This window comes from Arthrobacter sp. zg-Y919 (assembly GCF_030142045.1).
Lineage (GTDB): Bacteria > Actinomycetota > Actinomycetes > Actinomycetales > Micrococcaceae > Arthrobacter_B.
On the sequence record NZ_CP126242.1, the window covers coordinates 118573 to 139442 of the forward strand.

Here is a 20870-nt window from a genome sequence, read left to right on the forward strand (position 1 = left end):
GCAGTGCACGGCGGGTTTGACTCAGGAGGGGAAAGTAGCGGTGCCGGACCGGGAGCGCCTCTCGGCGGAAGGCCGCTCGAAGCGGCTCAGAGTTGAAGCCCGGGGGTTCCGCAGTCCGACACCGATTTCAGTTTTCTACTCTCTGCCGGTGATGTCAACACGGCCCCGGGGGACTGTGAGGACCGCCACTGGGGGATGCGTCACGAGCCCTTACCCAGGCGGCTGTCCTGCTCCCCGCCGGCTCCGGCTAGTCGAGTTCGCCCCGCCGCCAGGCGGCTGCCGAATGCTCCAGGTCCTCCGCCGTGTGCACCAGCTGGCGTGCGTTGCGGGTCAGCAGGGTCGCCCGGTCCCCGTTGGACGCCTCGGAGGAATCCGCGTGGTTGGCCTGGCCGAGGGCCACCACCCTGCAGAAGGCGGCGAAACGCTCCAGTGCGACGTCGAAATCACCCTCAAAGGCACCGGAGAGGATGGTGTCCGCCATGGTGCGTACCTCGTCCGCCCCCAGCGGTTCGGCTACTCCGGCAACGACTTTGGAAACCTGTGCAACGTCCTTCCCGGCCGCGTAGAACGCGGCAATGCGCTCGGGATTGCGCTGGATGGATGCACGGAGCGCGTAGAGGCGCCAGAGGGCTCCCGGCAGGGACCGGGCAGGGCTTTCAGCCCACATTTCGGCGACCGCTTCGACTCCCTGCTGGTCGGTCAGTTCCACCAGCCGGCGGGTGACTTCCGGATCGGTGCTCCTGCGGCCGTGGTGGACGAGCGCCTGGGCGGCCAGATGGGCCGCCTCGGAAACGCGTGCCGGATCGGCACCGCCGGGGAAGTTGGCGAAGTCCACGGGTGCAAGAGGCTTTGGCTTGTGATGGCGCGGCATTGAATTGGACTCACTCATGCTTTGAGAATACTCCGGGATCAGCACCGAATCGAGGCGGGTTGGAGGTGCCCGGGAACTGCCCGCCGGGGCGCCGCACCGGCTGTATCCCGCGGTCCCCGCCCGGGGTTTTCCACGATCTGTGCGGTGTGCGATAAAGTGGGACAGTCGGTCCGCGCTGTAACCAGCCGGAGCCGGTGGCGCGCCTATAGCTCAGTTGGTAGAGCAACGTCCTTTTAAGTCGTGGGTCGCAGGTTCGAGCCCTGCTGGGCGCACCGCAAACAGAGCACCGAAAAAAGAGCACCGCAAAAAGAATGGCTTGCCGAGGCAAGCCATTCTTTGTTTAAGCCCTTTTCCTGGCCGGCGGGACTGTTCCTTCGCTTAGCCTGCGGCTTCTTCCGCGGCCCGCCGCGCCGGTTCCGGTACCGGACGACGCCGGGTGGTATCGAACTTCATCAGCTTGTGGGTGCCGTCGCAGTACGGTTTGATCGCGGAGCCGCCGCACCGGCACAGCGCCACGGTTTCCCGGTCCCGCGGCACGGGGACCCCGTCAGGCGTGACAATTTCGAAGTCGCCGCGGACCAGCAGGGGACCATTGGGGCAGGCCACGATGGACGCCGGGGCGCTGCCTTCCCGGGTCTCCCAGGCCTGGAGCCCGGCAGCCTCAACCTCAGTCGCCGGGTCCGGCATGGCCGCCGTGTCCTCCGCGGGGGATCCGCTGACCGTCACGGCGTGACACCGCCGGCCATTGCCGTAGCTGCCAGTGCGGCACCTGCGGTGCCGCCGCCGTCGTTAGCCAGGGGCGTGAGCAGCGCGGTCTCGCCTGCCTGCCAGGCCGTGAGCTGGTCTTCGGCGAGCATGGCGTCGATGGCCAGGACGGTAGCGGCGCCGAAGATGATGTCTGCCAGCAGGTCGGGTTCGGCCTCGGCCAGTCCACCGGCCAGGTCGCGTGCGGCGATCTGCTCGTGCACCGCGTCCGCTTCAACGTGTTCATCGAAGTAATACGTGACCTCATCGCTGAAACCGTGCCGCCGGAATCCGCGGGCGTAGAACGAGTTGGGGATGGAGGAGGTCATTTCGAACGCCGCCAGGTGCCCGGCAATGGCGCCGCGCAGCCGCCGGTTCAAGCCAAAGAGGGACATGGCGTTGGAGGAAGCCAGGGTCAGTGCGGGAACCAGGTCGATGTAGTACCCGTAGCCGGAATCCAGGCCGAGACCCTCCATGGTGGTGCCGAACAGCTTCGAGTGCATCCGCTCCACGCGCCCGCCGCCGTATTCATCTGCCTGGATCTCCACCAGGGCCGCCTTGGCGCGTCCCACAGGAAGCCGCGGGATGGCCCAGCTGTGCGGGTCCGCCTCCTTCAGCTGGTACACCGAGCGCAGGATCAGGAATTCCTGCAGCTGTTCGACGCTCGCCTTCCCGGCCACGAAACGCGAAGCGCCGGGACTCTTGTCGTCGGCCGCCAGGCGGAAGAGGGACTCTGCAACGGCTTCGCTCTCCGGCGCGGGCAATGCGGGGACGGGCACTACCGCGCGCAGCACGTCCTCGAACGCCGCTTCCATCCGGGCGCGCACGCGGATCAGCTCGGGATCCCATTCAGCCGCATCCTCGACTCCATCCAGTCCGCTGTAGTGCAGCTCGTAGAGGCAGAACAGGGCCAGCTGAAGGTCTTCGTCACGGAGCAGGTCCGGGGTGCCGGCCAGGGCTTCGTCCACCAGGAGATTCAGGGAGCCGTAGGCGTTGGCGTGGCCCGCGCCGCCGCGGTTCTGGAGGAGGTCTAGCAGGGTGGCGCTGACGCGCCCCCTCGGGGCGGGAATCTTCATTGCTTTCCTTACATCTGCAGGCGCTTTTCCGGCGGTTTTCATCGGATTTTGTCGGGCTGCGGGACACAAGCCACAAGTCAGCATACTTGGTGTTCCCCCACCCGGCCCTTTTTCAGGTGCACCGTACCGCCATTGACCTTTGCAGCCGGGTTCGGTGCAATGGAGGCACAAGGCGCAGGAAGGCAACAGGGCGGAGCGGCGATGGTGGAGGGTGTTTTTCCGATCCTGCTGCTGGTGCTCGCGCTCACCGCCGGTGCGGCCGGTATTGACCGGGCCCTTCGCGCCGGAGACGGCGAGAACCTTTTCTGGGCCGGGTTGACGGCGTTCCTGGCGGTCCTGCTGATTGCCGCGTGGGCGTCGACTGCCACGGATGCCGGAGCCGCTGCAGCGGGGTCGGTTGTGATGGCCGGCAGCATCGCCGCGGCACTCTGGGTGGCCCGGCGGGACCGCCGTCGTCGGCTGATCCGTGAAGACCGGCAGCTGCAGGCCGAACTACACGCTGTGGCGGCCCGCCACGAGGAGGTCCTGGCCCGCTGGCGCGCCTATGAACTGGATCCCTGGCTCGCCGCGGAGCACCCTCAGCTCCTGGATGTCCGGGCCCCGGAAACACGCAACTTCATCCGGGCGCTGAAGGCGGCCGAACAGCTGCGCCCCGAAGCAGGGAAGGCGTCGGATGCGGCTGCGTATGCCCAGGCCGTCGGCAGGCTGGAAGATTCCTTCCGCCGCGCCGAAACCGCCGCAGGCGGCGGAAGGGCCGCATAACCGCGCGAAGGGCATTGGGCTGGACCACCGGGGGATTGCGTGACAGTCTCGGCCCATGACTACCAAGGACATCAGCGTCTCGCGCAATGACGGGCTGGACAGGTACGAACTGCGGCTGGACAGGAAGTTGGTGGGGATTGCCGACTACGAGGTGCACCCGGACGGCGTAGCGCTTACCCACACGGAAATGGAGCCGGAGTTCCGGCACCAGGGCTACTCTTCGCAGCTGGCCCGGTATGCGGTGGAGGACATCGTCAACGGCGGGCGGAGGATCAAACCCTACTGCTCCTATATGGCCGAATATCTCGGCAAGCACCCGGAATACAGCCATCACGTTTCGTGGCCCCAGGGGGAATAAGGACGGCGGGGCATTAACGGCCGGAATCCGGCCGTTCTCCGTGCCGCCGTTCTCCGTGCCAGAGCCAGTCCCAGCGCAGGCAGCCAAACGGCCCGTGCGTTAATTGAAGCTGGTGCCTTAATTGAAGCTGGCTTCCCGCTCTGCATATGGGGGGAACGCAGAAGGGGAAGCCAGTCCCACCAGTATAATTCTATTTGTCCGGGTAAATCCAATCGAGGGGGGCAAAATGGCAGTGCCTGCCAGGTCCTTCCAAAGTTGGCGGGCAGTGGTTGCCCCCGGAGCCTCAAATGCGGACCTCTGCCGCCGGACGGGGATCAAGCGTTCCACCCTTGGCCAGCAGATTGTCCGGGGCAAGGTCTCGGAGATCACTGTGGTCCGGGTGGCCCGGGCGTACGGGAAAAATCCAGTGGAGGCACTCTCCGAATTCGAGGAATACTCGGATCTGCTCGGCGGGCCGTGGCGGCCCAGTGCCGCGGAACTTATCAGCCAGGTTTCCTATATCTGCATCCTGCAGGTAATCCTCTCCAGGGCCACTCCGAGTGACGGTGTTGGGCAGGGGTGGCCGGACCTGGTCCGGTATCCGCATCGGAACGCCATCCGCTCCTGGTTCGAGGCAGTGGACCCCGGGGACCTGCGCCAGCGCCTTAGTGCCAAGACGGGTGTGGCACCCCAGAATATTTCGGCCCAGCTCTCAGCAGCCCGGCTGGCACCCGAGCTGGCGGTGGAGGCTGCACGGATTGCCCAGGCATCACTGCCGGGAGGCCTGGTGGCGACCGGCCTGGTCACCGCTGACGAGGCCGGCTGGCCCCCCAACGGGCAGGAAGAGGCGTTGGCAGCGCTCACAGATTCTGAGCTGCTTTTCCTTGCCCGGGACCGCTTGGACGGTGCAGGAAAACAGCTGCGGAAGTACGAACACGATGTGGAAAATGATCTAACGCTTTTGGAGAACCTGGGATGAGTATCGTTTCCGCCATTCAATATGGCGCACTGGCCGTTGCGGCCGTTTTTACCCTGGTGCGGCTGCCCCTGGCTGTCCAGGGCCGCAATCCGATGCTCTTCTGGGGACTTGCGTTCGCCACCATTGGCGTTGCGCTTAGTATTCCCTCGATTTACCTTCCGGTGGATGCATTGCTTGGCGGAACAAACCAAGCCAACCTGATTCTCCGTTATGCCACCTACGGTGTGGTGGCGATGATCGGCGGCAGCGCCGCAGCGGCGTTCCGTGCCCCCCGGGTGCGCGGGCTCATTCTCGGAATCCCCGGACTCGCAGTGCTGGCAGCGACGGCCATCACGACCACCGTGCTGTTCAGCATGTGTGACCTGCCTGTGTCCTCACCCGGCCTCAACGGCTACATGGGCCAGGAGTCGGTCTGGGCGTACTCCGTCCTCGGTCGGGTCTACCCTGCCTACATCGCCGCGTGCCTGATCATCCCGGCATTCCGCGTTGTTGTTACCGCCCGCCCGGCCGCCCTGCGGATCGGTTCCGCCCTGATCGGCGTTGCCCTTGTGGAGATTGTCGTCTGGTCCGCGTTGTGGGTCACCGGACAGCAGACGGGCGTGTGGGACTACATCCTGCCGCATTCGGCAGTGATTGTGCTGGCAGCGGGACTTGCATCTGTGGCTTTCTACGGGGCGGCAGCGAATAGGCGGAAAAAGCAAAGCCTGCTGACTTCCGACTACGTATGGTGACAATTAGATAAACTTGTTCACGGTTTCATGTTTGTGTGCCAGAATAATGAATATGTAACGTCCGCTGCCTGTGGGGGGTCAGCGTGAAGTTGCAACGAAGCCAGCGGCAATGCCGTTGGCTTCGTCATTTTCCGGAATCACCCGGTTCTGGAAGCAAGGGCGGGACATTCATAGAACGGTGAATGCCCCGCCTCTTGCCGCCTACGTGGCGTCCAGATCCGTTTCCAGGATTTTCGCCAGCTCCTCAAGTGCTGCTTCCGCCCCTTCGTCCTCCGAGCGCAGCACCACAACGTCTCCGTGCGATGCGCCCAGGCTCATCAGGGAAAGCATGCTTGAGGCATCCATCGCCTCGTCGGCCGGGTCCCCTTCCCTGGCAATGGTGACTTCAACGGGTTGGGCCGCTGCCGCTTCCGCGAAGATCGACGCCGGCCGTGCGTGAAGCCCTACCCTGCTGGCTACTGTGGCTTTGCGTTCTGCCATTGGTGTTCCTTCCGTGGTTTTTACGCTGTGGTCGTCGTTGGGTCCCGTCCGGGCCGGCTACAAGCCAAGCTGCTCGAGGACGGGCAGCCGGCTGCGCACAATGGTCCGGGCCTCGGCGGCGGAATGGGCAGCCAAGGCGCGGGCCGAGAGCTCCTGCGCCTGTTCCAGGGTGACGGATTCCAGGACTGTGCCCACGCCGGACAAGGCGCGCGGCGTCATGGACAGCGTGTTTACCCCCATTCCGGCGAGCACGACGGCGAGGGCAGGGTCCGCGGCCGCCTCGCCGCACACTCCCACGGTCCTGGCGCCGGCTGCCGGCTCCGTCCCCGCAGCCGTGGCGCGGGCTGCACCGGCAACGGTGGCGGAGATCAGCTGCAGGACGGCCGGCTGCCACGGATCGTTCAGCGAAGCGAGCGAACCCAGCTGCCGGTCCGAGGCCATGGTGTACTGCGTGAGGTCATTGGTGCCCAGGCTGGCAAACCGGACCCGGGCCAGGATGGCTTCGGACATAATCGCCGCCGCCGGGACCTCGACCATCACGCCGGGCATGCCGAGTCCCGCGCCGGCACACATCACGGCGAAGTCGGCGGCCTCCTCGGCGGTGGACACCATGGGTGCCATGACCCAGACATCCGCGGTGTGCGCGCCCGCGGCGGCGGCAATGGCTTCCAACTGGCGGGCGAGCACCCCGGGGGAGGTGCGGTCGGTACGGAATCCGCGTACCCCGAGTGCCGGATTCGGCTCGGAAGCGTCCGTCAGGAACGGCAGTGGCTTGTCCGCCCCGGCGTCAAGGGTGCGGATCACTACCTTCCGGCCCGGAAACGCCTCGAATACCGCTCCGTAGGCGGCCACCTGTTCCTCGATGGTGGGTTCCGTGTCACGGCCCAGAAAGCAGAACTCCGTGCGGAGCAGCCCGATTCCCTCCGCGCCGGCTTCCGCTGCTGCACGGGCGTCCTTCCCGGAACCCACGTTGGCCAGCAGTGGCACCCGGTAGCCGTCAGAGGTTTTTCCGGTGCCGTTGAACACCGGCAGCGCGGCGCGCGCGGCGTACTTATGCGCGGCTACGCGTTCCTCGTCGCCGGGATCCACGACCACGCTGCCGGCCGCGCCGTCCAGATAGATTTCGGCGCCGTCGGGAACCTCGTCCGCGCCGGCAGCCCCCACCACGGCGGGCAGGCCCAGGGACCGGGCAAGGATGGCCGTGTGAGACTGTGGCCCACCCTCGCTGGTGACCAGGCCGATTACCATGGCCGGGTCCAGCGTCGCAGTGTCCGCCGGTGCCAGCTCCACGGCCGTGAGGATAAAGGGAACCTGGGACCCCGGAATCCCCGGCGCCGGCAGACCGTTCAGTTCCGCCACGATCCGGGCGCGGACATCGAGCACGTCCTGGGTCCGTTCCGCCATGTAGCCGCCCAGGCTTTGGAGCATCGCGGCGACTTCCATGCCCGCTTCCCAGATGGCCCTGTCCGTGGCCATGCCCGCGTTGATGTGTTTGCCCGCGGCTTTGAGCAGCATGGGATCGGAGGCCATCATTGCCGTGGCATCCAGCACCGCTTTGGCGTCCCCCGAGGCGGTTTCCGCCCGGCGCTTCAAATCCCCACGGACTGCTTCAGCGGCATCCTTGAGACGTGCCTTTTCGCCGTCCACGGTGCTGCCCGGCGCCGGCTTCGCGTCTGCATCGGGCTCGGGCACCGGAGGCGGCATTCGGCGCGAGGGACCAATGACGCGTCCGGCACTGACTCCGATTCCCTGGATGGTCCGCATCATCTAAGCCTTCCTCTTCGTGGGCGTTGCCTTACGCAATGGCCGGTTCCTCTGCCTTCTTCCGGGGCCGGACGTACCGTTTCAGGGCCACGTAGACGAACCCGGTGACGGCAGCCCCCGCCAGGATGGCGACGACGAACATGAGGAGGTTGCCGATGGCAAAGAAGACAAAGATGCCGCCGTGCGGAGCCTGGGAGGTGACTCCGGTTCCCAGGCAGATCGCGCCGGCCACCGCGCCGCCCAGCATGGTGGAGGGAATGACCCGGAAGAAGTCGGAAGCGGCAAACGGAATGGCACCCTCCGAAATGAAGGCGGCACCCAGCAGCCACGCAGCCTTGCCGTTCTCCCGCAGGGCCATGCTGAACTGGTTTTTCGCCAGCACAGTGGAGGCAAAAGCCATGCCCAGCGGCGGAACCATGCCGGCTGCCATGACGGCCGCCATGATTTCCCACGGCACCTGGTTCTCGAAGCTGCCTTCCCCGAGCCCGGCTACGGCAAAGGCGTAGGCAACCTTGTTGATCGGGCCGCCCAGGTCCGAGCCCATCATCAGCCCCAGGATGATGCCCAGTCCGATGGCAGCCACTCCGGTGAGGCCGGTGAGCCAGTTATTCAGGCCCAGCGTCAAGGCCGCAATGGGTCCGCCCAGGACCAGCATCATCAGGCCGGAAGCGATGATCGACGCCAGGAGGGGGATGATGACCACCGGCATGAGCCCGCGCATCCAGGAGGGAACATTCCAGGAGCCGATCCACCGGGCCGCGTAGCCGGCCAGCAGGCCGCCGATAATGCCGCCGATGAACCCGGCGTCCATAAACACCGCCACGGCCCCGGCGGTGAAGCCCGGGGCAATGCCGGGCCGGTCGGCCAGGGCATAGGCAATGTACCCGGCCAGGGCCGGCACCAGGAAGCCCATCGACAGGGAGCCTATTTTCCAGAACACGGCCCCGAGATAGGCGATCAAACCTTCGGGCGGCGGACTCAGGATCGAGGTGCCGTCCAGCATCCGGTCGCCGTTGGCGACGTCGTCCACTGAGAGCGCCAGCTCGTAGCCGCCCAGCAGGAAGCCCAGGGCAATCAGCAGGCCGCCGCCGGCGACAAACGGAATCATGTAGCTGACGCCGGTCAGCAGTGCCCGCTTGAGCTGTCCGCCGAAACCTTCCCCGCCGGACCCGGAGCCGCCTTCATTTTCGTCTCCGCCGCCGCCCCCGCCGGACACGCGCCGTGCGTTCGGGTCGTTGACCGCGTTGAGGGCTTCGTCGATCATCACGCCCGGCTCGTCGATTCCGCGTTTCACCGGTCCGCTGATCACCGGCTTCCCGGCGAACCGCCCCTTGTCCCGGACATCGACGTCGACGGCGAAAATCACCGCTTCCGCATTGCGGATAACCGTCGGATCCAGGGGAGTGGATTTTGCCGATCCCTGTGTTTCCACCTGAAGATCGACGCCGCGCTCGGCGGCTGCAGCGGCCAGGGAGTCAGCGGCCATGTAGGTGTGCGCAATCCCCGTGGGGCACGCGGTGACAGCGACCAGGTGACGGGACCGCGAGGTGTCGGTCTCCGTTGCGCCGGTGCCGCCCTCGGAGGCCGGAGCATTGGCTCCGTGTCCGCCGTCGTCCGTGCCCCCGGGTTGCCTGCCGCCCGTGGAGCCACCGTCCGCACCCACTGCCGTTGCTCCGGTGGTTGCCCCTGCTGCTGCGGCGCCGCCCGCTCCGGTACCCGCCGGTGCAGGGCCCAGTCCGAGGGCCCCGTCGACGAGTTCCACGATCTGCACCGCAGATGTGGCCGAGCGCAGGGAAGCGGTGAAATCCTTGCGGATCAGGGACCGGGCCAGTTTGGCGAGCAGCTGCAGGTGTTCCTGGTCCGCGCCCTCCGGGGCCGCAATGAAAAAGACAATATCGGCGGGGCCGTCCTTGGCTCCCCAGTCCACTGCGGGCCGGATCCGTGCCATCGCGAGCGTCGGCTGGGTGACCGCCGCGGACCGGCAGTGCGGAATCGCAATGCCGCCGGGCACGCCGGTGGCCGTCTTCGATTCCCGGCCCATGGCATCGGCGTATAGGTCCTCGTAACTGGTCGCGCGCCCTGCGGAAACCACCCCGCGGGCCAGATGACCGATGACTGTTCCTTTGTCTGTACCCAGATTCTCGTCCAAAGTGACCAGATCCGGTGTGATGAGGTCCGACATCAGCTTTCCTCCTCCTTTGACGACGACGACTGCCGTGGGGTGGCGCTCCCGGCAGGGGAAGGCCCCCGCAGGGTACCTTCGGGGCCATTGAGGGCGGTGACGGTCACAGCCCCTGGATCCGTTGCTGCCAGCGCGGGAACGGTGGTTCCGGGAAGGGACGCCGCAGCCGCCCCATGGGCCACGGCCTGCCGCAGGCAGTCCGCCGGCGAAGCCCCCGCGACGTCGGCCAGGAGGTATCCGGCCAGTGCCGAATCCCCCGCGCCGACGGTGGAGCGGGCCTGCACCGGCGGTCGGGTTGCCAGCCAGCTTCCGGAGGCCGTGACCAGCAGCGCGCCCCTCGCGCCAAGGGTGGCAAGCACGGCACCGACGCCGCGTTCAATGAGCATTCCCGCGGCACGCGCCGCCAGCAAGGGGTCTGCCTCCAGTGCCGCCTCCGAGGAAAAGCCGGTGGCCTCGGCGAGTTCCTCCGCATTCGGTTTGAGCAGGTCCGGCACCGCTCCGTGCAGCAGCGCGCCAAGCAAAGGCGGTCCGGAGGAATCGATCGCGATGCGCGGAGCGGCGCCCCCAAGCCGCTCCCGTACGGCGTGTGCCACTGAGGCATAAAAATCCGGCGGTACCTCCGGCGGGAGTGAGCCTGCCAGCACCAGCCAGGAAGTGCCGCGGCCTTCCTGGGCGGTGCAGGCGCCGATGAGCAAAGCGATCAAGGCCTCCTGCTCCACGGGCCTTAAGGGCGGTCCGGGCGCGTTGATCTTCGTGGTGGTGCCATCCGGCTCAGTAAGGGTGATGTTGCTCCGCAGGGGCGCCCCGATGGGCAGGTTCAGGTAGTCCACTCCCGCGGTCCGCAGGCCGGCCATCACGGGATCGCCGTCGGCCCCCGGAAGCACCGCAAGGGACCGGACACCCGAGGCAGTGAGCGCCCGGGACACATTCACGCCCTTGCCGCCGGGTTCCTCTCCGGCTGACACGGCCCGTTGGACAGCCCCGCGCGCAAGTGCGCCGGGGAGCTGGACCGTGCGGTCCAGGGAGGGATTGGCGGTGAGGGTGAGGATCATGAAGGGGATCCGTCCAGGCCGTGCCTGCCGGGGCCGGCCGGTGGTGGGATGAAAACGGCTTGCCGGTGCGGTTCCCGTTTTCCGTTGGGGTTTGTGCACATGCATACCCGCGATCTGTGGCGCTGGCCACTGTTTGTGCGCTGATGCGACTTTACTTTTGCGGCACCGCCCGTGGCAATGGCCGCCGGGCGCCGCCCCGCCGGCATCGGGGAAACCGCAGCGCACCGCTAGGCTGAATCGATGGAAAACGTGACGTGGTCCAAGCCCTCCGATCAACGGCGCGGGCGCGAACTTGTGGTCCTGCTGCACGGCTACGGATCCGGCGAACAGGCCATGGAAAGGCTTTTCGCTGCGCTGCCGGATTCCGCCGTGGGAGCTGCCGTCCGGGGACCGTTGGATGTAGGCGGAGCCAGCGGCTGGTTCCTGTTGGACCCGCTGCTGAATTCGGACACCGCGGAGGTCATGGAATCGGCGCTTTCGCTGCTCTCCTGGCTGGACCGGACCCGGAGGGAATACGGTTTCAGCGGTATCTCCCTGCTGGGTTTTTCCCAGGGTATGGCGATGGCCGGGACGCTCCTGCGGCTGCGGCCGCAGGATTTCCGCGCAGTCGTGGGCCTTTCCGGTTTCATTGCCCGCAATGAGCTCCTCGCAGCAGCTGAACCCCTGCCCGTCCGGGTGCCGTTCTTTTGGGGGCGGGACCGGCAGGACTGGGTCATCAATGCCGATGCGGTTGATTACACGGCGCAATGGCTTGAAGAGAATGTCGCGCTGACGGCACGGACATATTCCGGGATGGGGCATTCCATCGACGCCCGCGAAATCTCGGACGTAGCCGTATTCCTCCGCCGATACCTTGCCTCCGACACGCCGGAGAGGACAATGGGGCACACACGCCCGCGGTAACTACCACAGGACCCGCGGAATGGAAAATTCCGTCCGATCTACGAGCTAAGGCTGCTGATCAAGTAGGCTGGGGGAAAGCGTGGCTCAAAAGGCTGCGCAAAAAATCACTGTCACTCACATAGCAAGGAGAATCTCATGGGTTTCATTGCGTTCCTTATTCTTGGTCTCGTCGCAGGTGCAATTGCAAAGATGATCCTCCCGGGTCGTCAGGGCGGCGGCTGGATCGCCACTCTGGTTCTGGGTGTCATCGGCGCCCTCCTGGGTAGCTGGCTCGGCAGCCTGTTCATGGGCGACGGCGGCGAGCTCTTCAGCCTGACGTCGCTGTGGACCTGGGTCCTGGCCATCGTCGGCGCCCTCATCGTCCTCGTGATCTACGGCTTCGTTACCCGCAAGAGCGGCAACCGCGCCTAGTATCATCAGACGCCGCTGATGCGGCGTTGATTCAAAGGGCGGGGCCCGGACGGAATATTCCGCCGGACCCCGCCCTTTGCTTTAAGTAGGCGCCCGTAGAGTTGAAGCCGGCATCGGATTTCCCCAAGGAGAGTTCTTGTGAAGCGACGTAAGTTCAATCCCGCAGCGAAACTGGCCGGACGGGCCACCTTCGACGCGGACGGCAAGCCCAAGCCGCAGGTAGTTCGAGCCATCGAGCGTGCGGTGGAAGTCCAGCGCCCCCTGGTACTGGCAAACATCCGCAGGATGCAGCGCAAAAACCCGTCCGCCAACGCGGCCGAACTGATCAGCATCCTGGACCGGCACTACCTCAACGCGGTGACGGGAGGCGGTGCAGCCATCGGCGCCACCGCCGTGGTCCCGGGCGTGGGCACGGCCGCGGCACTTGGCCTTTCCGCCGCAGCAACGGTCGGCTTCCTCGAGGCCACTGCCCTGTACGCGCAGTCAGTGGCTGAACTTCACGGAGTGCGGCTGGCCGACCCGGAGAAGTCCCGCACCATGGTGATGGCCGTCATGCTCGGCGAGGAGGGCACCTCGATGATGCAGCAGCTCTCCGGACGCGGGAGCGCCAAGGCGTGGGGCAGCACCATGGGCAGCATGCCCCCCGGCCTGATGGGCTCGGTGGGCGGCAGCATCCGCAGGCAGTTCCTCAAGCGGTTCATGGCCCGCCAGGGCACAGCCATGCTGGGACGGGCCCTCCCGCTGGGCGTAGGCGCCGTCGTCGGGGGCGTTGGCAACCGTGCCATGGGCAAGGGAGTCATCACGGCCACCCGGACGGCCTTTGGCGAACCCCCCACGTCCATCCCCGGCCAGTTGGCCGACGAACTGGACCAGATTGAGAAATCCGCCTAAGGATTCAGACGAAAAGGCCCGCCGGCGTTGCAGCCGGCGGGCCTTTCTTGTCTGACGTTTTGTCTGACGTATTGCGTGACGGCGCGCGCCTACCCGAAGACCGCCGTGGCGACGGTGAAGATCGCCAGGCCGGCCAGCGACCCCACCACGGTGCCGTTGATCCGGATGAACTGCAGGTCCTTGCCGACCTGCAGCTCGATCTTCTCCGACGTTTCCTTGGCGTCCCAGCGTTCCACCGTCTCGGTGATGACGCCGGCAATATCGCTGCTGTACGTGCGGACCAGATAGCCTGCGGCGTCGGCCACGTAGCCGTTTACCTTGGCGGCGAGGTCCGGCTCGTTGATCAGGCGCGTGCCGAAGTCCTGCAGCGCTGACTTGAAGTTACGGGTGAGTTCGCTGTCCGGATCATCCGCAGCAGTGATCAAAGCGTTCTTGATGGTGGTCCAGGTGTTGGTCATCAGCTCGCGGACCCGGGGATCGTCCAGCACCTGTTCCTTGACCGCATCGGCCTTGGCCATGGTCTTGGGATCCTCCTGCAGGTCCCGGGCCACTCCGGTGAGGTAGTTGTCCAGCGCCACGCGCAGCTGGTGGTTGGGGTTTTCCTGCACATCCACCAGGAACCGCTCGGCCTGGATCTGCACCCGCTCGCCCACCAGGTCATCCACGAAGGCCGGAACCCACGACGGCGACCGCTCGGTCACGAGCTTGCCGATGACTTCGGGGTTCGCCAGCACCCAATCCGCCAGGCTGTCCACGACCAGGTTCACCAGCTGGTGGTGATGGCCCTCCTCGAAGATCCGCTGGGCCATCCGCCCGGCGGGCGGTCCCCACTGCGGGTCCACGACATGCCGGCGGAACATGGATTCCAGGACGTCCCGGACGGCGTCGTCATCAAGAACACGCAGGGCTCCGCGGATGGCTGCCGCCCCCTCCGTGGCCACCCGTTCCGCCCCCTCGGGACGGGCCAGCCAGGCGCCCGCCTTGGCTGCTACGTGCATGGAGTCGAGCTTCTCCCGGATGATTTCCTCGGCCAGGAAGTTCTGCTCCACGAACTGGCCCAGCGAGGCCCCGATCTGGTCCTTCTTTTCGGGAATGATGGCCGTGTGGGGGATCTTCACGCCCATTGGATGCTTGAAAAGCGCCGTTACGGCGAACCAGTCGGCCAGGGCGCCCACCATCCCGCCCTCGGCGGCGGCGCGGACATATTCCAGCCACGGGTACCTGTCCTGCAGGGCGAAGGAGAAAACAAAAATGACAGCCAGGAGGATCAGCAGGCCTGTGGCCAGCATCTTCATGCGCCGCAGGGCGTAGGCACGCTGTTCGTCGGTAGGCGGGGCAACCACGCTCACGCGTGTACCTCCTTCGCGGATAAGGACATCTTTGAGGTTGACGCGTGTTTCACTACCGCTCCCTAATCCAGTGCGGTCCGCCGCCGGAAGTTCTGCGCGGGACCACCCCAATCTAATCAGTGATTGCGGCCGACGCGCTACGAGCGCCGGATCCGTGCAGGGGCCTTGTGGTTGAGTAGTGCCATGGCATCCCCAATAGAGGATTACGCGCTGGTTTCGGACCTGCACACCGGAGCACTTATTTCGCGGAACGGCAGCATGGACTGGCTCTGCCTGCCCAGGTTCGATTCGCCGTCGGTCTTCGGCGCGCTGCTGGGGGACAGTGACCACGGCAGGTGGCTGCTGGCACCGGACGACCCAGCGGCGACCGTCACGCACCGCGGCTATGTTGAATCCACCTTCGTGCTCCGCACACACTGGCAGACCCCCACCGGCGCGGTCCGGGTCACGGATTTCATGCCGGTGAAGGACCGGCGGGCGTCCCTCGTGCGGCGGATTGAGGGCCTGAGCGGCAGTGTGGAGATGCGGCAGGAACTGAAAATCCGCTTTGATTACGGCACGGTCATTCCCTGGGTTTTCCGGGGGCGGGACGACACCGGCGAACACCTTTCCGCCATCGCGGGTCCCGGTGCGCTGGTCCTGCGCGGCCCCAGCCTGCCGGAAGCGGACAACCACCGCCACGTGGGGCGGTTTACGGTCCGGGCAGGGGACTGCGTGGACCTGGACCTCACCTGGTACCCCTCACACCGGCCCGTGCCGCCTCGGATGGACGTGGACGCAGCCCTGCTGCGGACCACCGCCTACTGGCAGGACTGGGGGCGGCGCGGCCTCCGGGATGTTCCCTACGAACAGGCGGTACGGCGTTCCCTGCTGGTCCTGCGCGCCCTGACCCACGAGGACACCGGCGGGATTGTCGCGGCACCCACCACCTCACTGCCGGAGCTGGCAGGCGGGGACCGGAACTGGGACTACCGGTACTGCTGGCTGCGGGACGCTGCCCTGACGCTTGAAGCCATGATGACCCACGGATATGAAGACGAGGCCCTGCAGTGGCGCAGCTGGCTCCTGCGTGCCGTAGCCGGCGATCCGGAGGACCTGCAGATCATGTACGCCGTGGACGGCGGGAGGGAACTTCCCGAGAAGATCCTTGCGCAGTTCCCGGGGTATGCCGGAGCCTCACCCGTGCGGATCGGCAACGGCGCGGTGAACCAGTACCAGGCGGATGTTGTGGGTGAAGTGATGGTGGCCTTGGATCGGCTGCGGGACCGGGGGGTGCCGGAGGACCATTTTTCCTGGCCCCTGCAGCGGGCCTTGCTGACCTTCCTGGAAAAGCATCTGGAGGAGCCGGACCGCGGCATCTGGGAAATACGGGGGGACCCCCGGCACTTCACCCATTCGCGGGTTATGATGTGGGCCGCCTTCGACCGGGCGGCCAAGGCAGCCAGGACGTACGGGCTGGACGGCCCGGTGGAGGTCTGGGAAGGGCTGCGGGACGGGCTGCGTGACGAAGTGATGGAACGCGGGTGGGACCCTGCCCTGAACTCCTTCACGCAGTACTACGGCAGCGGCACGGTGGATGCTGCCCTGCTCCAGCTCCCGCACGTGGGTTTTCTTGCCTACGACGACGAAAAAATGCTGGGCACGGTCGCCCGGCTGGAAAAGGAACTGCTCGACGGCTCCGGACTGCTGCTGCGTTACACCACCGACTCGGGTGTGGACGGGTTGTCCGCGGGGGAGAACCCGTTCCTGGCCTGCAGCTTCTGGCTGGTGGAACAGTACGCCCACACGGGCCGGCTGCCCCAGGCCCGCGCACTGATGGACCAGCTGGTGGGGTACGCCAACGAGCTCGGCCTCCTCAGTGAGGAATATGATGCAGACAACGCCACGATGGCCGGGAACTTCCCGCAGGCGTTTTCCCACCTGGCCCTGGTCCGGGCAGCCGATGCGATTGCCGTCGCCATCGCTGCACAGCGGCCACCCCTGCCGTCCCGGCCGGCGGCAGCATCCACAACCGAAGGAAACCGATGAACCGACAGACGCTCTCGGCAGCGGCCATGGCGGCCCTGCTGGCCACCAGTGCCGTCAACCATTTCCGTAACCCGCGCTTCTACAATGCTGTGGTTCCACGCAGCATCAGCACGGATACGGAGGGGAAGTACGGCGTGCTGTCGCGGCGGCAGTGGACCCACGTCAGCGGTGTCATCGAATTCGCGGCCGCGGCCGGCCTGCTGCTCCCGGCCACCCGGCGGGCAGCAGCCACCGGTACGGCTGCCATGTATGTCGCTTTCCTTTCGGGGCACGTCACCGCCCTGCAGCGTGCCTTCGGCCCCCGCGGCAGCGACCGGGAGAAACTGATCCACAGCCTGCGTCTGCCGCTCCAGCTGCCGTTGATCCTCTGGGCGTGGAACCTGCGGAAATAGCGGATGGCCACCAAGCTCCTGCTGCTGTCGGACACCCACCTGCCCAAGCGGGCCAAGGTGCTGCCGGAAATCCTCTGGGCGGATATTGAAGCCGCCGACATCGTGGTGCACGCCGGCGACTGGGTGAACGAGGAACTGCTGGACCAGCTCCAGTCCCGCTCCCGGCGCCTCATTGCCTGCTACGGCAACAACGACGGCGCCGGCCTGCGGGCACGGCTGCCGCTGGTGGCCCGCGCCGTGGTCGAGGACGTGCGGCTCGCCGTCGTGCATGAGACCGGTCCCGCCGCGAAGCGCGGGGAACGGATGGACGCGGAATTTCCGGAGACCGACCTGCTGGTCTTCGGGCACAGCCACATTCCCTGGGACTCGGTCACCCCTGGGGGAATGCGGCTGCTGAACCCCGGTTCGCCCACGGACCGCCGGCGGCAGCCGTTCTGCACCTACCTGCGGGTGGAGATTGACGGGAAGACAGTAACGCCCGATCTCCGGCGGCTTCCACCACGGGAGACCGGGCGTTCCTAGGGACGCACCGTGTGCCGCTTATCGGCGGCCCGTCGGCTCAGGCTGGGACAGTGTCCCCGCGGAGCGCGGCTCCGGCGGCCTTCCGGCGGGTTCCCCGGAGGCAGGCAATGGCTGCACCGCCCACCAGCATCGGGACAATGAACAGGAAGTAGAGGTTGCCGGGTTCCCAGCCGCCGTCGATCAGTGCGCCCGCCACGATCGGGGAGATGATGGCACCCACCCGGCCCATTCCGGTGATGAATCCGACCGCCGTGGCGCGGACATCCGAGGAGTAGTACACGGGGCCGATGGAGAACATGCCGGCGATGCCGGCGTTCACCAGGAAGCCCAGCAGTGCTGCCGCCAGCAGGGCCGTGGGCAGGGCGCCGGTGGAGACGGCGTAAACGGCAAATCCGCCCGCAGCGAGGACAAAGAACGTGACCAGGACCCATTTGACCGCGAAGCGGGCAGCGATCAGCCCGAAGACGATCGAACCGATGATTGCGCCGAGGCTGAAGAGCACACCCGCGTCAATGCCGTCCTGCGCCGAGAAGCCGCTGGCGGTCACCAGCTTGGGCGTCCAGGAGTTGGCGAAGTAGAAGCTCGCCATCAGCATCATGAAGGCAATGGACAGGAAGACAGTGGTCGCGGCGTACTTGCCGGAGAACAGTGCCTTCCAGCGTGAGCCCGTGGTCAGTGCCGTTCCCGTGGGAATGGCGGGCAGTTCGGTGATCTGCGGCTGGTCCAGGCGGGCCAGGATGCGGTTGGTTTTATCCAGGGCGCCGTCCGGGCGGCGGGTCATCAGGTAGTCCAGGGATTCCGGCAGGAACTTGAGGATGAACGGAATCATGGCCAGCGTGACGACGCCGCCGAAAATGAACGCCGCGTGCCAGCTGTAGGCGGAGATAAGGATGCCGGCAATGATTCCGCCCAGCATGCCGCCGATGGGCTGGCCGGCGCTGTAGAAGCTGATGGAGGTGGAACGCCGCTTGGCCGAGGAGTACTCGGAGACGAAGACATTGAGGCTCGCCTGCATGGTGCCGATAGCCAGGCCGGTGATGAAGCGCAGGATGAACAGGACCGTGTAGCTCGGCGCGAAGGCAGAGGCGAACATGCCCGCGGAAATCACGATGGCGCAGATCAGGATGGTTTTCTGGCGGCCGATGATGTCTGCCACCTGGGCCACCAGGATGGACCCCACGGCCATGCCGAAGAGGGCGGAAGAGAGCAGCATGCCCAGCTGGGCGCCGCTGAGGTCCCAGTCCTCGCTGATGGCGTTGGCGCTGAACGCCATGACCAGGACGTCGAAGCCGTCGATCATGTTCAGGGCGACACAGATGGCGACGATGCCGACCTGCATGCGCTTCATGGGAGACGCTTCGATGCGTTCCTTGATTTCCATGGGGTGTACCTAACTTGCTCTGGGGTCGTGGGGGTACGGCGGTGTACGCCTAGCGAACGAGTGTTCTCAAGAAGAACCTCAATGAGTGTAGGGCCACATCCCAATGTGGCGCTAATTACAGTGACTGTGCCCCGGGCGGCCTCGCCGGGCACTTAAACACCGGAAGCCGGGACCCGCGGTGAGCGGGTCCCGGCTTCCGTGAAGTCCGGCTAGTTCTGGATGCCGGGCTGGAACACGACCTTGATGCAGCCGTCTTCCTTCTTCTGGAACTTCCGGTACAGCTCCGGGGCGTCGTCCAGGCCGGCCTGGTGGGTCACCAGGTTGGTCACGCCCAGCGGATCGGCGGAATCCTCGACTAGCGGCATCAGGTCATCGGTCCAACGCTTGACGTTGCACTGGCCCATCCGCAGGTTCAGCTGCTTGTCGAACATGGCCATCAGGTTCATCGGGTCGGCCGTGCCGCCGTAAACGCCGCTCAGGGACACGGTGCCGCCGCGGCGGACGGCGTCGAGTGCTCCGTGCAGGGCAGAAAGGCGGTCCGTGCCTGCGGTTTCCATGGCCTTTTGGGCCAGCTTGTCCGGGAGCAGGCCGACGACGGTCTGGGCGGCCTTGCCGGCGGGGGAGCCATGGGCTTCCATGCCGACGGCGTCCACCACCGAGTCCGGTCCGCGGCCGTCGGTCATTTCACGCAGCTCGTCCGCGACGTCCTTATGCAGATCCAGCACCTCGACGCCGTACTGTGCAGCGAGGGCTCGGCGCTCCGGAACCGGCTCCACGCCGATCACGCGGTAACCGAGGTGGGTGCCGATGCGGGCAGCGAACTGGCCCACCGGTCCCAGGCCGTAGACGGCGAGTGTGCCGCCGTCGGGCACGTTGGCGTACTGCACGCCCTGCCAGGCGGTGGGCAGGATGTCGGAGAGGAACAGGTAGCGGTGATCCGGGAGTTCGGTGCCAACCTTGATGGGGTTGTAGTCGGCCAGCGGAACCCGCAGGTACTCGGCCTGGCCGCCGGGAACGGAGCCGTACAGCTCGGAGAAGCCGAAGAGTGCGGCGCCGGAGCCCTTTTCGCGGACCTGGGTGACCTCGCACTGGGTCTGCAGGCCCTGGCGGCACATGTAGCAGCTGCCGCAGGCGATCTGGAAGGGAATGACCACGCGGTCACCCTTCTTCAGGCTGGTGACGGCCGATCCGACCTCTTCAACGATGCCCATGGTCTCGTGGCCGAGGATGTCGCCTTCCTTCATGTACGGCATCAGGACGCCGTAAAGATGAAGGTCCGAGCCGCAGACGGCCGTGGAGGTGACGCGGATGATGGCGTCGGTGGGTTCCTGGATGGTGGGATCAGGTACCTGCTCCACGCTTACGGAGTTTTTTCCCTGCCATGTAACTGCTTTCACGTGCGATCCTCCTGCTGGTTGCATTCTGAGTGCGTCGAAAGAACTAACTCCATTGTGCCTATTGGTAAGTGTACTGACAAAACGGGCGGCGGTTCGGAGGGGTGCACCCAGTGGCGGCAGGAAATGCGGGGCGGCTAGGGGTTTCCGGCGGGAAGAACGGGCCGGTCCGGGAGGGTTTCACTGCTCCAGCCGGCGTCGGGAACGACGTGCGGGCCGGCCAGCACGCGGGAGTCCCGGCGAAGGACTAATTCCAGTGCCTCGTCGTTGTCCAGGGGCAGCTGGTCCGCTGGCGGCTGGCTGGCGGGAGTCTCCGGAAGCTGGATCCGGACCCGCAGCGGGGGATCGGCAGGCGCCGACCGTTCGACGTCGCCCGCGACTTCGGTCAAGACGGCCACGGCGGCGGCATCGATCCGCGCCGCGCGCGTGAGGTTGATGGTGATGTTGGCCCCGAGGGTGGCGGTATGCCGGAGGATGTTCAACAGCGTGCCGCAGCTGGGCCCCGTCAGCGCGCCCCGGACTTCGATTGAGGCGGCGGCATTACGGGTGTCTATCTGGACCAGGACACGCAGGGGCTTTTCCATGTCTTCTCCACGCTGACAGGTGCCCCCGGCCGCTCCT

21 protein-coding genes and 1 tRNA gene are annotated in these 20870 nt (G+C 66.3%); 11 read left to right on the forward strand and 11 right to left on the reverse strand.

What is annotated here, in order from left to right; translation table 11 throughout:
- Positions 1 to 247 precede the first annotated feature (247 nt).
- On the reverse strand, positions 248 to 889 hold the full coding sequence (locus QNO10_RS00585) for a hypothetical protein (protein ID WP_229945630.1): 642 nt from the start codon (positions 887 to 889) through the stop codon (positions 248 to 250).
- Positions 890 to 1070: 181 nt separating this feature from the next.
- Here QNO10_RS00585 and QNO10_RS00590 point away from each other — a divergent pair.
- Positions 1071 to 1143, forward strand: a tRNA-Lys gene (locus QNO10_RS00590).
- A gap of 106 nt (positions 1144 to 1249) precedes the next feature.
- On the opposite strand, the gene QNO10_RS00595 is transcribed toward QNO10_RS00590, so the two are convergent.
- Complete coding sequence (locus tag QNO10_RS00595; RefSeq protein WP_442860207.1) at positions 1250 to 1597, reverse strand: CDGSH iron-sulfur domain-containing protein; 348 nt, start codon at positions 1595 to 1597, stop codon at positions 1250 to 1252.
- Positions 1594 to 2691, reverse strand: coding sequence for an iron-containing redox enzyme family protein (locus tag QNO10_RS00600; RefSeq protein WP_229945628.1), 1098 nt, complete (start codon positions 2689 to 2691; stop codon positions 1594 to 1596). Before QNO10_RS00600 ends, QNO10_RS00595 begins: the two co-directional genes overlap by 4 nt.
- Positions 2692 to 2823: 132 nt before the next feature.
- On the opposite strand from QNO10_RS00600, the gene QNO10_RS00605 reads away from it, so the two are divergent.
- The 4 genes from QNO10_RS00605 (at position 2824) to QNO10_RS00620 (ending at position 5500) form a co-directional block, all read left to right on the forward strand.
- On the forward strand, positions 2824 to 3453 hold the full coding sequence (locus QNO10_RS00605) for a hypothetical protein (RefSeq protein ID WP_229945625.1): 630 nt from the start codon (positions 2824 to 2826) through the stop codon (positions 3451 to 3453).
- Between the two features lie 55 nt (positions 3454 to 3508).
- Positions 3509 to 3811 (forward strand): GNAT family N-acetyltransferase, encoded by a 303-nt coding sequence (locus tag QNO10_RS00610; protein WP_229945623.1) that lies wholly within the window; start codon positions 3509 to 3511, stop codon positions 3809 to 3811.
- Between the two features lie 226 nt (positions 3812 to 4037).
- Positions 4038 to 4769 (forward strand): hypothetical protein, encoded by a 732-nt coding sequence (locus QNO10_RS00615; protein WP_229945621.1) that lies wholly within the window; start codon positions 4038 to 4040, stop codon positions 4767 to 4769.
- On the forward strand, positions 4766 to 5500 hold the full coding sequence (locus tag QNO10_RS00620) for a hypothetical protein (RefSeq protein WP_229945619.1): 735 nt from the start codon (positions 4766 to 4768) through the stop codon (positions 5498 to 5500). The genes QNO10_RS00615 and QNO10_RS00620 overlap by 4 nt, the downstream gene beginning before the upstream one ends.
- A 201-nt stretch (positions 5501 to 5701) precedes the next feature.
- On the opposite strand, the gene QNO10_RS00625 is transcribed toward QNO10_RS00620, so the two are convergent.
- The 4 genes from QNO10_RS00625 to QNO10_RS00640 are packed head-to-tail and all read right to left on the reverse strand — an operon-like array spanning position 5702 to position 10978.
- On the reverse strand, positions 5702 to 5980 hold the full coding sequence (locus QNO10_RS00625) for an HPr family phosphocarrier protein (protein ID WP_229945617.1): 279 nt from the start codon (positions 5978 to 5980) through the stop codon (positions 5702 to 5704).
- 57 nt (positions 5981 to 6037) lie between these two features.
- On the reverse strand, positions 6038 to 7744 hold the full coding sequence (gene ptsP, locus QNO10_RS00630) for a phosphoenolpyruvate--protein phosphotransferase (protein ID WP_229946611.1): 1707 nt from the start codon (positions 7742 to 7744) through the stop codon (positions 6038 to 6040).
- 31 nt (positions 7745 to 7775) lie between these two features.
- The gene (locus QNO10_RS00635) at positions 7776 to 9926 is read right to left on the reverse strand and encodes a PTS fructose transporter subunit IIABC (RefSeq protein ID WP_229945615.1); all 2151 of its coding nucleotides are present in this window, start codon (positions 9924 to 9926) and stop codon (positions 7776 to 7778) included.
- The gene (locus QNO10_RS00640; protein WP_229945613.1) at positions 9926 to 10978 is read right to left on the reverse strand and encodes a 1-phosphofructokinase family hexose kinase; all 1053 of its coding nucleotides are present in this window, start codon (positions 10976 to 10978) and stop codon (positions 9926 to 9928) included. The genes QNO10_RS00635 and QNO10_RS00640 overlap by 1 nt, the downstream gene beginning before the upstream one ends.
- A 240-nt stretch (positions 10979 to 11218) precedes the next feature.
- On the opposite strand from QNO10_RS00640, the gene QNO10_RS00645 reads away from it, so the two are divergent.
- The 3 genes from QNO10_RS00645 (at position 11219) to QNO10_RS00655 (ending at position 13183) form a co-directional block, all read left to right on the forward strand.
- On the forward strand, positions 11219 to 11881 hold the full coding sequence (locus QNO10_RS00645) for an alpha/beta hydrolase (RefSeq protein WP_229945611.1): 663 nt from the start codon (positions 11219 to 11221) through the stop codon (positions 11879 to 11881).
- A 135-nt stretch (positions 11882 to 12016) separates the two neighbouring features.
- On the forward strand, positions 12017 to 12292 hold the full coding sequence (locus tag QNO10_RS00650) for a GlsB/YeaQ/YmgE family stress response membrane protein (protein WP_229945609.1): 276 nt from the start codon (positions 12017 to 12019) through the stop codon (positions 12290 to 12292).
- A gap of 138 nt (positions 12293 to 12430) precedes the next feature.
- Entirely contained in the window at positions 12431 to 13183 is a 753-nt protein-coding gene (locus QNO10_RS00655; protein WP_229945607.1) for a hypothetical protein, read from the forward strand.
- A gap of 89 nt (positions 13184 to 13272) precedes the next feature.
- On the opposite strand, the gene QNO10_RS00660 is transcribed toward QNO10_RS00655, so the two are convergent.
- Positions 13273 to 14478, reverse strand: a complete 1206-nt coding sequence (locus QNO10_RS00660; RefSeq protein WP_229946609.1) for a DUF445 domain-containing protein — start codon at positions 14476 to 14478, stop codon at positions 13273 to 13275.
- Between the two features lie 219 nt (positions 14479 to 14697).
- On the opposite strand from QNO10_RS00660, the gene QNO10_RS00665 reads away from it, so the two are divergent.
- The 3 genes from QNO10_RS00665 to QNO10_RS00675 are packed head-to-tail and all read left to right on the forward strand — an operon-like array spanning position 14698 to position 17474.
- A complete protein-coding gene (locus tag QNO10_RS00665; RefSeq protein WP_269437781.1) occupies positions 14698 to 16560 on the forward strand; it encodes a glycoside hydrolase family 15 protein in 1863 nt (620 codons plus the stop codon).
- Entirely contained in the window at positions 16557 to 16952 is a 396-nt protein-coding gene (locus QNO10_RS00670) for a DoxX-related protein (RefSeq protein WP_229945603.1), read from the forward strand. The genes QNO10_RS00665 and QNO10_RS00670 overlap by 4 nt, the downstream gene beginning before the upstream one ends.
- A gap of 3 nt (positions 16953 to 16955) precedes the next feature.
- Entirely contained in the window at positions 16956 to 17474 is a 519-nt protein-coding gene (locus QNO10_RS00675) for a metallophosphoesterase family protein (protein WP_229945601.1), read from the forward strand.
- A 37-nt stretch (positions 17475 to 17511) separates the two neighbouring features.
- On the opposite strand, the gene QNO10_RS00680 is transcribed toward QNO10_RS00675, so the two are convergent.
- The 3 genes from QNO10_RS00680 to QNO10_RS00690 form a co-directional block, all read right to left on the reverse strand.
- On the reverse strand, positions 17512 to 18855 hold the full coding sequence (locus tag QNO10_RS00680) for an MFS transporter (RefSeq protein ID WP_229945599.1): 1344 nt from the start codon (positions 18853 to 18855) through the stop codon (positions 17512 to 17514).
- 209 nt (positions 18856 to 19064) lie between these two features.
- Positions 19065 to 20252 carry a zinc-dependent alcohol dehydrogenase gene (locus QNO10_RS00685; protein WP_229945597.1) on the reverse strand — a complete coding sequence of 396 codons (1188 nt, stop codon included), beginning with the start codon at positions 20250 to 20252 and terminating at the stop codon, positions 19065 to 19067.
- Between the two features lie 134 nt (positions 20253 to 20386).
- Positions 20387 to 20833, reverse strand: coding sequence for a hypothetical protein (locus QNO10_RS00690; protein ID WP_229945594.1), 447 nt, complete (start codon positions 20831 to 20833; stop codon positions 20387 to 20389).
- Positions 20834 to 20870 lie beyond the last annotated feature (37 nt).

What these genes read in the sequence shown, in the direction of transcription:
- QNO10_RS00585 (WP_229945630.1), bottom strand. Translation starts at nt 889, where the DNA reads ATGAGTGAGTCCAATTCAATGCCGCGCCATCACAAGCCAAAGCCTCTT.
- QNO10_RS00600 (WP_229945628.1), bottom strand. Translation starts at nt 2,691, where the DNA reads ATGAAGATTCCCGCCCCGAGGGGGCGCGTCAGCGCCACCCTGCTAGAC.
- QNO10_RS00610 (WP_229945623.1), top strand. Translation starts at nt 3,509, where the DNA reads ATGACTACCAAGGACATCAGCGTCTCGCGCAATGACGGGCTGGACAGG.
- QNO10_RS00615 (WP_229945621.1), top strand. Translation starts at nt 4,038, where the DNA reads ATGGCAGTGCCTGCCAGGTCCTTCCAAAGTTGGCGGGCAGTGGTTGCC.
- QNO10_RS00620 (WP_229945619.1), top strand. Translation starts at nt 4,766, where the DNA reads ATGAGTATCGTTTCCGCCATTCAATATGGCGCACTGGCCGTTGCGGCC.
- QNO10_RS00625 (WP_229945617.1), bottom strand. Translation starts at nt 5,980, where the DNA reads ATGGCAGAACGCAAAGCCACAGTAGCCAGCAGGGTAGGGCTTCACGCA.
- ptsP (WP_229946611.1), bottom strand. Translation starts at nt 7,744, where the DNA reads ATGCGGACCATCCAGGGAATCGGAGTCAGTGCCGGACGCGTCATTGGT.
- QNO10_RS00635 (WP_229945615.1), bottom strand. Translation starts at nt 9,926, where the DNA reads ATGTCGGACCTCATCACACCGGATCTGGTCACTTTGGACGAGAATCTG.
- QNO10_RS00640 (WP_229945613.1), bottom strand. Translation starts at nt 10,978, where the DNA reads ATGATCCTCACCCTCACCGCCAATCCCTCCCTGGACCGCACGGTCCAG.
- QNO10_RS00645 (WP_229945611.1), top strand. Translation starts at nt 11,219, where the DNA reads ATGGAAAACGTGACGTGGTCCAAGCCCTCCGATCAACGGCGCGGGCGC.
- QNO10_RS00650 (WP_229945609.1), top strand. Translation starts at nt 12,017, where the DNA reads ATGGGTTTCATTGCGTTCCTTATTCTTGGTCTCGTCGCAGGTGCAATT.
- QNO10_RS00660 (WP_229946609.1), bottom strand. Translation starts at nt 14,478, where the DNA reads ATGAAGATGCTGGCCACAGGCCTGCTGATCCTCCTGGCTGTCATTTTT.
- QNO10_RS00670 (WP_229945603.1), top strand. Translation starts at nt 16,557, where the DNA reads ATGAACCGACAGACGCTCTCGGCAGCGGCCATGGCGGCCCTGCTGGCC.
- QNO10_RS00675 (WP_229945601.1), top strand. Translation starts at nt 16,956, where the DNA reads ATGGCCACCAAGCTCCTGCTGCTGTCGGACACCCACCTGCCCAAGCGG.
- QNO10_RS00680 (WP_229945599.1), bottom strand. Translation starts at nt 18,855, where the DNA reads ATGGAAATCAAGGAACGCATCGAAGCGTCTCCCATGAAGCGCATGCAG.
- QNO10_RS00690 (WP_229945594.1), bottom strand. Translation starts at nt 20,833, where the DNA reads ATGGAAAAGCCCCTGCGTGTCCTGGTCCAGATAGACACCCGTAATGCC.